Raw genomic sequence first — 13,291 nt, forward strand, 5'->3', positions numbered from 1 at the left:
CGCCAAAGGGGTGGAAATAAATGTTCAGGATAAATACACCGGCACCCATTCTCAAGGCGGAATATGTTTAGAAATTTGGAAATGCCCGTGTTACAATGGAAATAACAAAACGGTACCGAAAAGGACAGGTTTTATGCTCGCATTTGAGGACAACGTATTCCATTTTATCAGGAAACACCAGCTGATTGAGGCGGGAGACCATTTGCTCGTAGCGGTTTCCGGCGGGCCGGATTCCCTTGCGCTCCTCCACTTTCTCACTTCGCGGATAGAGCGCTTCCGTGTAAAGATAACAGCCGCCCATGTCAACCATATGCTAAGAGGGGAAGCGTCCCGTAAAGACCTTTTGTTTGTCAAAAGCTTCTGTGAATCTTGCCGTATCGGTTGTGAAACGGCAGAAATCCCGGTGCTGGAAAAAGCGGAGGAAGAAGGCCTTGGCATTGAAGAAACAGCGAGAAAATACCGGTACGCTTTTCTCGCTGAAACAATGGAGAAAACCGGCGCCAATAAAGTTGTACTGGGCCACCATGGCGATGACCAGATGGAAACGGTGCTTATGCGGCTTACCAGGGGCGCAGGCGGAAAGGGAAGGGCAGGCATTCCGTTTCGCCGGCCGTTTGCAAAGGGTGACATCATCCGCCCGCTGTTGGGCACGACCAAAAAAGAAATCATAGATTACTGCGCCCATTATCATCTGGAGCCGCGCACCGATGAAAGCAACGCATCCCCCGCCTTTGCAAGAAACCGGTTTCGCGCGTCCGTACTGCCTTTTCTACAAAAAGAAAATCCGCGGGCCCATTTGCATTTTCAAAGATTCAGTGAAGAGCTTTTGGAAGATGAAACCTATCTTTACGGGCTGGCGCAGGAGAAATTAAAGCAGATGGCGGAAACAGGGCCCGGAACTTGCACGCTCGATCTCCGGAAGTTCAAAGAGATGCCTATGCCTTTACAAAGGCGGGCGATTCATCTAATATTAAAATATCTTTACAATGAAGACATAAAAGACGTCACAGCGATACATACAGATGCCGTTTTAAAACTGGCTTCAGGCTCCAATCCGTCCGGGAGCGCCGATCTCCCCGGCGGATTAAAGGCTGTAAGGGATTACGGGCGCATGGCCTTTTCTTTCGGGCGCCGCCCCGCCCGTTCTGCATATCAATACGTCTTGGATGAAGGGATGAAGATTGATCTGCCGAACGGGTATACGATAAAGCTTGTAAAAAGCAAAATTTCATATTCATCCCTGCCAAAGAATATGCTATTATTACACATAAACGACACTTCTCTCCCCCTTATTGTCCGTACAAGGAAACCGGGGGACAGAATTGAAGCAAAAGGACTAAATGGTTCAAAAAAGGTAAAAGATATATTTATTGATGAGAAAATTTCAAAGCCGGAGCGGGATTTGTGGCCGGTTGTAACCGATTCAAAAGGGAACATCCTGTGGCTTCCGAATCTGAAAAAAGCAAAATTTGAATCCGGGCTTATTTTACCTGATGAAACCTATTATGTCGTGCACTATTGTAAGCAAACAACTTCTAGGGGGCAATCGCAAGATGAATCAGGATATTGAAAAAATCCTAATTGCAGAAGAGGAAGTCCAGCGAAAAGTAAAGGAATTGGGGGAGCAGCTGACGAAGGAGTATGATGGCAGATTTCCGCTTGCAATCGGGGTATTAAAAGGCGCCATGATGTTTATGGCCGATCTTGTCAAGCATATTGATACATATTTGGAAATGGATTTTATGGACGTATCGAGCTACGGGAATTCCACTGTTTCATCCGGGGAAGTCAAAATCTTAAAAGACTTGGATACCTCGGTGGAAGGGCGCGATGTCTTGATTATTGAAGACATTATTGACAGCGGGATGACGCTCAGTTACCTGGTTGAATTGTTCCGCTACCGGAAAGCAAAATCCATTAAAATCGTCACATTGCTCGACAAACCATCGGGACGGAAAGCGGACATCCAGGCTGACTACGTCGGTTTCATTGTCCCGGATGAATTCGTTGTCGGATACGGCCTTGATTATGCGGAAAAATACCGCAACCTTCCGTATATCGGCATCCTGAAGCCGGCTGTTTATACCCATGAGGGGGAATAAGAATTCCGGAAAAAGAGGACTATCCTTGTGAAATTCAGGCTATATGTATGGAAAAGCAGACGGTCTGTGAAAAAAAGATGAAAAACGGGTGCAAAATATTGTTAAATTAAAAACCACTATAGTACTATTGAATATAGTTTTTTAAGACCGTGGGAGGAGGTAAGGAATGAATCGGATCTTCAGAAATACAATTTTCTACGTATTATTATTTGTCGTCTTGATCGGGATCGTAAGTTTTTTTAACCGCAGCAACGAAACGACGGAAACGATATCCTATGATCAATTTGTTTCTTATTTGGATAATGGCAGTGTAAAGAGTATAACAACGCAGCCTTCAAGGGGCGTTTATGAGATCCGGGGCCTGCTGAAAGACGGCAATAAACAGTTTATTACGTATGTCATGGATGACCAGTCCATGCTGAACCGGATCGATAAAGCGGCGCACGATCAAAAAGTGAAAGTCGATGTCCTCCAGGCAAAAGAAACGAATGGATGGGTTTCTTTCCTAACGTCCATTATTCCGTTCGTGATTATTTTCATTCTGTTCTTCTTCATGATGAATCAGGCACAGGGCGGGGGCGGCCGTGTCATGAATTTCGGGAAGAGCAAAGCAAGGCTTTACAATGACGACAAAAAGAAAGTCCGTTTCCGTGATGTTGCCGGCGCGGATGAAGAGAAACAGGAACTTGTCGAAGTCGTCGAATTCTTAAAAGATCCGCGTAAGTTTTCCGAACTGGGTGCCCGTATACCGAAAGGCGTACTGCTTGTCGGGCCTCCGGGAACCGGTAAAACATTGCTGGCAAGGGCAGTTGCAGGTGAAGCAGGGGTTCCTTTCTTCTCCATCAGCGGTTCTGATTTTGTCGAAATGTTTGTCGGTGTCGGTGCAAGCCGGGTACGTGATTTGTTTGAAAATGCGAAGAAGAACGCGCCTTGTATTATCTTTATTGATGAAATTGACGCAGTCGGGCGCCAGCGTGGTGCAGGGCTCGGCGGCGGTCATGATGAACGCGAACAGACGTTGAACCAGCTGCTTGTTGAAATGGACGGATTCAGCGCCAATGAAGGGATCATCATTATTGCGGCAACAAACCGCCCGGATATTCTTGATCCTGCACTTCTGCGGCCGGGGCGTTTTGACCGCCAGATTACGGTTGACCGGCCGGATGTCCACGGGCGTGAAGCTGTACTGCGTGTCCATGCGCGCAATAAACCGCTTGACCCGTCCGTCGATTTAAAAGCGATTGCCCAGCGGACACCGGGTTTTTCCGGAGCCGATTTGGAAAACCTGCTCAATGAAGCAGCGTTGATTGCGGCGAGGGCTTCCAAGAAAAAAATTGACATGCAGGACATTGATGAAGCGACAGACCGCGTCATTGCCGGACCGGCGAAAAAGAGCCGGGTCATTTCAGAAAAAGAACGCAATATTGTGGCCTTCCATGAATCTGGGCATACCGTTATCGGGCTCGTGCTCGATGAAGCGGAAATTGTCCAGAAAGTGACCATTGTGCCGCGCGGACAGGCCGGCGGGTATGCGATGATGGTGCCGAAGGAAGACCGTTACTTCATGACAAAACCGGAATTGCTCGATAAGATTACGGGGCTTCTTGGCGGCCGTGTATCCGAAGAGATTACGTTCGGTGAAGTGTCAACGGGCGCATCCAACGACTTTGAACGCGCAACCGGCATTGCGAGAAGGATGGTAACTGAATTCGGGATGAGCGATAAGCTCGGTCCTCTCCAGTTCGGTTCTTCGCAAGGCCAGGTATTTTTGGGCAGAGACATTAACAATGACCAAAATTATTCCGATAAAATTGCTTACGAAATTGATACGGAAATTCAAAATATCATCAAAACCTGTTATGAACGGGCACGGCAGATCTTGCTCGAACACCGCGATAAACTGGAACTGATCGCAAAAACGCTGCTTGAAGTGGAAACATTGGATGCAAAACAAATCAAGCATCTGTTTGAACACGGCACGTTGCCAGAACCGTCTGCGAAGCCACAGGATCCAGCTGAAATCGGCGGGACCGAGCCGCGCGTGAACCTGCAGCCGAAGCAGGGCGGCATAAAAGAAGTGGATCCAGGTGCCGGAAATAATTCGGATAACGGGATGCCGGAAGAAAAGCGCCCGGGGAAACTGGGGCCGTCAAGACCGGCAGATGATGACCAGCTTTAATATTGTGTAAAACCACTTTAAAAAGCACCGTCTGAAAAAAAGGCGGTGTTTTTTTATGGCAGCGGGAACCAAATGAAAGCATTCTCTAAATCACGGAGATTATGGTATGATGGTTGCATAAAAACTAAACAGAAAAACAAAGTGGTGAGCATAATGTTATTGGTGATCGATGTTGGGAATACAAACATTGTATTAGGTGTATACGATAAAGATGAATTAAAATACCATTGGCGCATTCAAACAGTAAGGGATAAAACAGAAGACGAATACGGCATGTCCATGAAAGCCTTGTTCCGCCATGTCGGCATTCACTTTAAAGATATTACCGGCATTATTATTTCTTCTGTGGTGCCCCCGATCATGTACGCACTGGAGCGGATGTGCAGCAAATATTTCCACGTTTCGCCGCTGATCGTCGGCCCTGGGGTTAAAACAGGGCTCGACATTAAATATGATAATCCGCGTGAGGTCGGGGCAGACCGGATTGTCAATGCAGTCGCCGGCATCCACGAATACGGCAGCCCGTTAATTATTGTCGACTTCGGGACAGCAACCACTTATTGTTATATTAACGAGGAAAAGCAGTATATGGGGGGAGCCATTGCGCCGGGCATCAGCATCTCGGCGGAAGCCCTGTACTCGAGAGCGGCAAAACTGCCCCGGATAGAAATCGCGAGCCCGGATGATATTATTGGCCGGAACACCGTCAGCGCCATGCAGGCAGGCATTGTTTTCGGCTATGTCGGGCAGGTTGAAGGTATCGTGTCCCGGATGAAAGCAAAAAGTAAAAAAGACCCGGTCGTCATTGCAACAGGCGGGCATGCGCCCCTCATTGCAAAAGAATCAAAAAGCATTGATATTGTCGACCAATTTTTGACTTTAAAAGGGTTGCACTTGATTTATAACCGAAACTTACAGCATTAAAGGAGGATTTTTCTTTTGGCGGATTATTTAATTAAAGCATTAGCGTATGACGGACAGGTCCGGGCATACGCTGCGGACACAACGGAAACCGTTGGAGAAGCGCAACGGAGGCACTACACCTGGCCGACGGCTTCCGCCGCGCTGGGCAGAACGTTAACAGCAGGGGCGATGATGGGGGCCATGCTGAAGGGGGATGAAAAAATTACGATCAAAGTGGAAGGCGGCGGCCCGATCGGTGTCATTCTGGCAGATGCGAATGCACACGGGGAAGTCCGGGGCTATGTTACCAATCCGCAAACCCATTTTGATTTAAACAAAAAAGGAAAGCTGGATGTCCGGCGTGCAGTCGGGACAGACGGGACGCTTACCGTTGTGAAAGACCTCGGACTGCGCGAGCATTTTTCAGGCCAGGTTCCGCTTGTATCCGGCGAGCTTGGCGAAGATTTTACGTATTATTTTGCCGCTTCCGAACAAGTGCCATCTGCAGTCGGTGTCGGGGTGCTGGTCAATCCTGACAACACGATTCTGGCTGCCGGCGGGTTTATCATCCAGTTGATGCCGGGAACAGACGAGAAAGTCATCTCGGAAATTGAAAATAAAATTTCCGATACCGCGCCGATTTCCGAACTCATCCGCGAGGGGCTTTCGCCGGAAGAAATATTGGCAAATCTGCTCGGCAAAGAAAATGTGCAGATATTGGAGAAAATGGCAGTACGGTTTGAATGCACCTGCTCCAAAGAAAAATTTGCTTCTGCCATGATCGGCCTCGGCAAACAGGAGCTCCGGGACATGATCGAGGAAGACGGACAAGCTGAAGCCGTCTGCCATTTTTGCCGCCAAAAATACCATTTCAGTCGTGAAGATCTGGAACAAATGCTGGAAGAAGCAAAAGGGTAAGGTAAAAGCCGTGAGGGCAGGAGATTTTCAGCAAAACGGCCTTCCTTTTCAGATGAATGCGGGCCCCTCGAGCGCGAATAGGCAGCTTTTAACCAAGTTGGCTAACCGGGGCCGGCCTGTTCGATTGCCGGAAGCTTGCCCCGCCGTTGCAATTAAGCCGCCGTTTGATCAAGAAGACCCGGCGCCAGTGGCTAAAAAAGCGACTCTTTGCCGTTTCCGTTTTCTTAGGCACTTTGTCATAGAATAGCAAGGCGTTTTGGTTGACAATTGCGTAAAAAGATGTTAATTTTTAGATATTAAACCAATAAAAATACTCGGAATATGGGGTGGATGATTTTGGCAAAGTATGTGAACTCTGTTGCTGAATTGGTCGGCAACACACCGGTTGTAAAAGTAAACCGTCTGACAAATGAAAATGACGCAGAAGTTTATTTGAAGCTGGAATATTTCAATCCGGCCAGCAGTGTCAAAGACCGGATTGCCCTTGCAATGATTGAAGACGCTGAACAAAAAGGGCGCTTAAAACCGGGCGACACCATTGTTGAACCGACAAGCGGCAACACGGGAATCGGGCTTGCAATGATTGCGGCTGCAAAAGGATACAAAGCTGTCATTGTCATGCCGGAAACAATGAGCATGGAACGCCGCAGCCTGCTGCGTGCATACGGGGCAAAGCTCGTTTTAACCCCGGGCTCTGAAGGCATTAAAGGTGCAGTAAACAAAGCGGAACAACTTGTAAAAGAAAACGGCTATTTTATGCCGCAGCAATTCAAAAACCCGGCCAACCCGGAAATCCACCGTTTGACAACCGGTAAAGAAATTATTGAACAAATGGGAGACCAGCTCGATGCATTCGTTGCCGGTGTCGGCACCGGCGGAACGATTACAGGGGCTGGCCAGGCGCTGCGCGAAGCTTATCCGGGCATCAAAATTTATGCGGTTGAACCGGATGACTCCCCGCTGTTGTCTGAAGGCAAACCGGGCCCGCACAAAATCCAGGGGATCGGCACCAACTTTGTCCCCGAAACACTCGATAAAGAAATTTACGATGAAATTATCCGTGTCACAACGGACCAGGCTTTCAAAGCGGCAAAAGATACAGCTGCAAAAGAAGGCATTCTCGGCGGGATTTCTTCCGGCGCTGCTGTTTATGCCGCGCTTGAAGTGGCGAAAAAACTCGGCAAAGGCAAAAAAGTGCTTGCCATCATTCCGGATACCGGCGAACGCTATTTGAGTACCCCGCTTTACCAGTTTGAAGACTAAGAACGGCAAAACCCGCGGAGGAACGGCCCCCGCGGGTTTTTCTTTTCGCAAACCTATGTATGCGGGTTGAAACGCAACCCCCTTCCTGCCTGAACAGTAAAGATTGGGATTTTCAGTGCAGGACCCGGGCCCGCTGCGGGAAGCCGGCATCTTTGCATATCGTATTAATCCCCGGCTGCGGATGTGGTAGACTATAATTATTGAACTGAGAAAAGGGGAGAACAGAAGTTGAAGTGTGGTCCGTTTACGTTCGACTTTACCCGAAAAACCTATGTGATGGGCATATTAAATGTAACGCCCGACTCTTTTTCGGACGGAGGGAATTTTTTTCAGCCTGAAAAAGCGGTGGAACATGCGTATCAGATGGTACAGGACGGTGCCGATCTGCTCGATATTGGCGGAGAGTCGACAAGGCCGGGGCATCAGCCGATATCAGCGGAGGAAGAACTGGACAGAATCCTGCCGGTCATTCATTCTGTGGCAGGAAAAGTCCAGGCGCCGCTTTCTGTTGATACGTATAAAGCGAGAACTGCGGAAGAAGCAATAAAAGCGGGCGCACATATCATCAATGATGTATGGGGGGCAAAACGGGATCCGGAAATCGCCGATGTAGCCGCACAGTACGATGTTCCGATTATTTTAATGCATAACCGCGAAAACCCGCAATATGAACATTTTATGCGGGACTGTTTGAACGATCTGTATGAAAGCATTACGATTGCAAAAAAAGCAGGTGTCGAAGACCGGCAAATCATCCTCGATCCGGGTATCGGGTTTGCGAAAGGTTTTCAGGAAAACATGGAAATGATGCGGAACCTCGACAAACTTGTTGGACTCGGCTATCCCGTCCTGCTTGCTGCTTCAAGAAAGCGCATAATCGGAAGCGTGCTGGGGCTGCCGACTGGCGAAAGAATGGAAGGCACCGGGGCGGTATGCTGTTTTGGCATCATGAAAGGCTGCCATATGGTCCGTGTCCACGATGTAAAACCCGTAAGCAGAATGGTGAAAATGATGGACGCCCTCGTCGGAAAAGGGGAACAGGATGGACAAAATTTATATTCATGATATGGAATTTTACGGTTACCACGGCGTATTGCCCGAGGAAAACAAACTGGGCCAGCGCTTCCGTGTATCCATCGTGCTTGGTCTGGATTTAAAGCGGGCGGGCGAAACCGACCGGCTGGAAGAAACCGTCAGTTATGCGGATGTCTATGCATGCGTGAAAAAAATTGTTGAAGGGCAGCCTTTCAAGCTCCTTGAAGCTGTTGCAGAAAAACTGGCTGCTTCCATTCTCGCTTTATATGAAAAAGTTGCGGAAGTCACAGTCAAAGTAACCAAACCGGACCCGCCCATTCCCGGCCATTACAAGTCCGTTGCGGTAGAAATTACAAGGAGAAGAAAGAATGGATAATCTCGCTTATTTGGCACTCGGATCCAATATTGAACCGCGATTTGATTATCTTCAGCACGCCGTCCGGTTGCTTGGAAACAACCCGGGCATAAAGGTTTGCAAAGCTTCATCCATTTATGAAACCGAACCTGTCGGGTACACAGACCAGGGACAGTTTTTAAACATGGCTGTCAAAATTGAAACGGGGTTATCCCCTTTTGGCCTGCTCGCTGCCTGCCTTGAGATTGAAAAAAAGTTACAGAGAAAAAGGAAAATTCATTGGGGGCCGCGGACAATAGACCTTGACATTTTGTTGTATAATCAGGAAAATATGAAAACAGAGAATCTTACCATTCCGCACCCGCGCATGCATGAACGGGCATTTGTTTTGGTTCCCCTCACGGAATTGGACAATGCACTTTGCGACCCTGTAACCAAAATCCCGTATGCGGAGCTGCTGAAAAAATGCGCAGACAAAGAAGGCGTCCGGCTGTGGAAACAGATCACAGGGGATACTGCTTTCTTGCCATAAAGGGTACCCCCGGGCATTTTAAACAACCCGGCGGCGGCTTTATACTGAAATACGGATTGGTGTATAACCGGTACGGAAACAACGACAGGCCATGTAACGGAGTACTGCCGGAGGAATCCCGGCAGTACTTGCTTGTATACATACAAAGAAAAAACCTGGTGAAAGGATGTCTGAACGCGAAAGATTGTGTACAATAATAGAGGTATACGTCTATAATGGCTAATGTTGGGCGGCAGAACCTTTCATACTTGAAGAGGGCGGAAAATAAGGAAAGGCGTCTTTCCTTTTCTATCATATTGGCCGGCATTTTTAACGATTGGAGGAAAAAAGATGAGTGGCGAAAATATAAATGAACAGTATCTGGTCCGGAAAGAAAAAATGGAGGCGCTCCGCGAAAAAGGGGTGGACCCGTTCGGCAAGCGTTTTGAACGGACAACCGACACGGAAGAATTAAAACAAAAATACGGCGAATGCACGGAAGAACAACTGGAAGAAAAAGAGATTCCAGTTGCCATTGCCGGGCGGATCATGACAAAACGGCGGAAAGGAAGGGCCGGGTTTGCCCATATCCAGGACTTGAAAGGGCAAATCCAGTTTTATATTCGCCAGGACGCAGTCGGCGAAGAACAGTACGAGTTATTCAAAAGCACGGACCTTGGCGACATTGTCGGGCTTAAAGGCACGGTTTTCCGGACAAAAGTGGGCGAATTGTCCGTCAAAGTCAAAGAATTTATTCTGTTAACAAAAGCGCTGCGCCCGTTGCCGGATAAATTCCACGGCCTGCGGGACATCGAGCAGCGGTACCGTCAGCGTTATCTCGACCTGATTATGAGTGAAGAAAGTAAAAACACGTTCATTACAAGAAGCCGCATTATCCAGTCCATCCGCAATTATTTGGACAAGAACGGCTATTTGGAAGTCGAAACGCCAATGATGCATGCCATTGCAGGTGGGGCGGCTGCACGGCCGTTTATCACCCATCACAATGCGCTCGATATCGACCTTTATATGCGGATTGCGATTGAACTCCACCTGAAACGGTTGATTGTCGGCGGGTTGGAAAAAGTCTATGAAATCGGCCGCGTTTTCCGCAATGAAGGAATCGATACCCGCCATAACCCGGAATTCACGATGCTTGAGCTGTACGAAGCATATGCGGATTTTAACGATATTATGCAGCTGACTGAAAACATGATTGTGCACACAGCAAAAGAAGTACTCGGCACCACCGCCATCCGGTACGGCGAACATGAAGTAAATCTTGAACCGGAATGGCGCCGCCTGCATATGGTCGATGCAATTAAAGAATATACGGGCGTCGACTTCTGGAATGTGACAAGCACCGAAGAAGCAAGGGCACTTGCAAAAGAACACCATATTGAAATCACGGAACATATGGAATACGGGCATATCGTCAATGAATTTTTCGAGCAAAGGGTAGAAGAAAAACTGATCCAGCCGACTTTCGTTTACGGGCACCCGGTCGAAATCTCGCCGCTTGCTAGAAAAAATGAAAAAGACCCGCGGTTTACAGACCGGTTTGAACTGTTCATTGTCGGCCGTGAACATGCCAATGCCTTCACCGAACTGAATGACCCGATCGACCAGCGCGAACGTTTCGTGAACCAGCTGAAAGAGCGCGAGCAGGGGAATGACGAAGCGCACCAAATGGATGAAGACTTTATTGAAGCATTGGAATACGGCATGCCGCCAACAGGAGGACTCGGCATCGGCGTTGACCGGCTTGTCATGTTGCTGACCAATGCCCCGTCTATCCGGGACGTGCTGCTCTTCCCATTAATGAAAAGCAGGGATTAAGCAAAGCAAAACTTACAAAAAGCAGCGGGGCAGGAACCGCTGCTTTTTGTAAACATCATTTTAAATAATATTAACGTTCAAGCGGCTGGTTTTTTGTGAATTGTATTGGCTACGGCCAGCGGTAAGCCTTTTTCTTGTTTTGCTGAAAGAGAGCAGGCTTCAGCTTGTTTGAAAAATAAATGGCGAAAAGCTGTTGCATTCGTACCAAATACATGGTATAGTATTATTCGTTGGCTAATTAAATGCCTACTTAAAAATACAGATTTGAAAAAGTTGTTGACAATAGTATTTGTTTGCAGTAGAATATTAAAGTCGCTTAGAAAACAACTTAGATTGTTCCTTGAAAACTGGACAAAACGAAACGTCAAATTCTTTTTGAGCTTTTATCAAACATCTTTACTGAGAGTTTGATCCTGGCTCAGGACGAACGCTGGCGGCGTGCCTAATACATGCAAGTCGTGCGGACCTTTTAAAAGCTTGCTTTTAAAAGGTTAGCGGCGGACGGGTGAGTAACACGTGGGCAACCTGCCTGTAAGACTGGGATAACGCCGGGAAACCGGGGCTAATACCGGATAGTTTTTTCCTCCGCATGGAGGAAAAAGGAAAGGCGGCTTCGGCTGCCACTTACAGATGGGCCCGCGGCGCATTAGCTAGTTGGCGGGGTAATGGCCCACCAAGGCAACGATGCGTAGCCGACCTGAGAGGGTGATCGGCCACATTGGGACTGAGACACGGCCCAAACTCCTACGGGAGGCAGCAGTAGGGAATCTTCCGCAATGGACGAAAGTCTGACGGAGCAACGCCGCGTGAGTGAAGAAGGCCTTCGGGTCGTAAAACTCTGTTGCCGGGGAAGAACAAGTGCCGTTCGAACAGGGCGGCGCCTTGACGGTACCCGGCCAGAAAGCCACGGCTAACTACGTGCCAGCAGCCGCGGTAATACGTAGGTGGCAAGCGTTGTCCGGAATTATTGGGCGTAAAGCGCGCGCAGGCGGCTTCTTAAGTCTGATGTGAAATCTTGCGGCTCAACCGCAAGCGGTCATTGGAAACTGGGAGGCTTGAGTGCAGAAGAGGAGAGTGGAATTCCACGTGTAGCGGTGAAATGCGTAGAGATGTGGAGGAACACCAGTGGCGAAGGCGGCTCTCTGGTCTGTAACTGACGCTGAGGCGCGAAAGCGTGGGGAGCAAACAGGATTAGATACCCTGGTAGTCCACGCCGTAAACGATGAGTGCTAAGTGTTAGAGGGTTTCCGCCCTTTAGTGCTGCAGCTAACGCATTAAGCACTCCGCCTGGGGAGTACGGCCGCAAGGCTGAAACTCAAAGGAATTGACGGGGGCCCGCACAAGCGGTGGAGCATGTGGTTTAATTCGAAGCAACGCGAAGAACCTTACCAGGTCTTGACATCCTCTGACCTCCCTGGAGACAGGGCCTTCCCCTTCGGGGGACAGAGTGACAGGTGGTGCATGGTTGTCGTCAGCTCGTGTCGTGAGATGTTGGGTTAAGTCCCGCAACGAGCGCAACCCTTGACCTTAGTTGCCAGCATTGAGTTGGGCACTCTAAGGTGACTGCCGGTGACAAACCGGAGGAAGGTGGGGATGACGTCAAATCATCATGCCCCTTATGACCTGGGCTACACACGTGCTACAATGGATGGTACAAAGGGCTGCGAGACCGCGAGGTTAAGCCAATCCCAGAAAACCATTCCCAGTTCGGATTGCAGGCTGCAACCCGCCTGCATGAAGCCGGAATCGCTAGTAATCGCGGATCAGCATGCCGCGGTGAATACGTTCCCGGGCCTTGTACACACCGCCCGTCACACCACGAGAGTTTGTAACACCCGAAGTCGGTGAGGTAACCTTTACGGAGCCAGCCGCCGAAGGTGGGACAGATGATTGGGGTGAAGTCGTAACAAGGTAGCCGTATCGGAAGGTGCGGCTGGATCACCTCCTTTCTAAGGGGAAAAGCGTAGGGCGCTCGTTCATCGGCGTACGGATTTCGAAGTCTTCGACTGAGATAAAGGAAACACGATGAGCCTTAAAGGCGAATCGATGCCCGCTTATCGTAGGGAGAAGACGTAGAAATACGCTAGCCGATAGCGCCCGGAGCTAGACATAAAAGGAAAACCTTCGGTTTTCCGAAATTAAGTTTGGCGTTTTCGTTTTGTTCAGTTTTGAAGGTCCAATCCTTC

10 protein-coding genes and 1 rRNA gene are annotated in these 13,291 nt (G+C 48.8%); all 11 read left to right on the top strand.

From position 1 onward, the window contains the following. Window positions 1-133 precede the first annotated feature (133 nt). Window positions 134-1,570 (top strand): tRNA lysidine(34) synthetase TilS, encoded by a 1,437-nt coding sequence (tilS, locus tag NSQ19_RS00285; RefSeq protein WP_265114558.1) that lies wholly within the window; start codon window positions 134-136, stop codon window positions 1,568-1,570. Then, window positions 1,554-2,102 (top strand): hypoxanthine phosphoribosyltransferase, encoded by a 549-nt coding sequence (hpt, locus tag NSQ19_RS00290; RefSeq protein WP_013858021.1) that lies wholly within the window; start codon window positions 1,554-1,556, stop codon window positions 2,100-2,102. Before tilS ends, hpt begins: the two co-directional genes overlap by 17 nt. 166 nt (window positions 2,103-2,268) lie before the next feature. Continuing rightward, window positions 2,269-4,281, top strand: coding sequence for an ATP-dependent zinc metalloprotease FtsH (ftsH, locus tag NSQ19_RS00295; protein ID WP_029141883.1), 2,013 nt, complete (start codon window positions 2,269-2,271; stop codon window positions 4,279-4,281). A 153-nt stretch (window positions 4,282-4,434) separates the two neighbouring features. Further along, a complete protein-coding gene (locus NSQ19_RS00300) occupies window positions 4,435-5,205 on the top strand; it encodes a type III pantothenate kinase (protein WP_017553409.1) in 771 nt (256 codons plus the stop codon). A gap of 15 nt (window positions 5,206-5,220) precedes the next feature. Further along, complete coding sequence (gene hslO, locus NSQ19_RS00305) at window positions 5,221-6,102, top strand: Hsp33 family molecular chaperone HslO (protein WP_046721997.1); 882 nt, start codon at window positions 5,221-5,223, stop codon at window positions 6,100-6,102. 336 nt (window positions 6,103-6,438) lie between these two features. Then, on the top strand, window positions 6,439-7,365 hold the full coding sequence (gene cysK, locus NSQ19_RS00310) for a cysteine synthase A (RefSeq protein WP_014096549.1): 927 nt from the start codon (window positions 6,439-6,441) through the stop codon (window positions 7,363-7,365). Between the two features lie 228 nt (window positions 7,366-7,593). Beyond that, on the top strand, window positions 7,594-8,430 hold the full coding sequence (folP, locus tag NSQ19_RS00315) for a dihydropteroate synthase (protein WP_017554387.1): 837 nt from the start codon (window positions 7,594-7,596) through the stop codon (window positions 8,428-8,430). After that, window positions 8,408-8,776 carry a dihydroneopterin aldolase gene (gene folB, locus NSQ19_RS00320; RefSeq protein ID WP_013858027.1) on the top strand — a complete coding sequence of 123 codons (369 nt, stop codon included), beginning with the start codon at window positions 8,408-8,410 and terminating at the stop codon, window positions 8,774-8,776. The genes folP and folB overlap by 23 nt, the downstream gene beginning before the upstream one ends. Continuing rightward, window positions 8,769-9,287: a 2-amino-4-hydroxy-6-hydroxymethyldihydropteridine diphosphokinase gene (gene folK / locus NSQ19_RS00325; protein WP_133537102.1), complete on the top strand. Its 519-nt coding sequence runs from the start codon at window positions 8,769-8,771 to the stop codon at window positions 9,285-9,287. Before folB ends, folK begins: the two co-directional genes overlap by 8 nt. 330 nt (window positions 9,288-9,617) lie before the next feature. After that, window positions 9,618-11,105 carry a lysine--tRNA ligase gene (lysS, locus tag NSQ19_RS00330; RefSeq protein WP_013858029.1) on the top strand — a complete coding sequence of 496 codons (1,488 nt, stop codon included), beginning with the start codon at window positions 9,618-9,620 and terminating at the stop codon, window positions 11,103-11,105. Between the two features lie 395 nt (window positions 11,106-11,500). Then, a 16S ribosomal RNA gene (locus NSQ19_RS00335) occupies window positions 11,501-13,054 on the top strand. Window positions 13,055-13,291: the final 237 nt, after the last annotated feature.

Source organism: Weizmannia sp. FSL W8-1119, from assembly GCF_038008605.1.
Lineage (GTDB): Bacteria > Bacillota > Bacilli > Bacillales > Bacillaceae_C > Weizmannia > Weizmannia coagulans.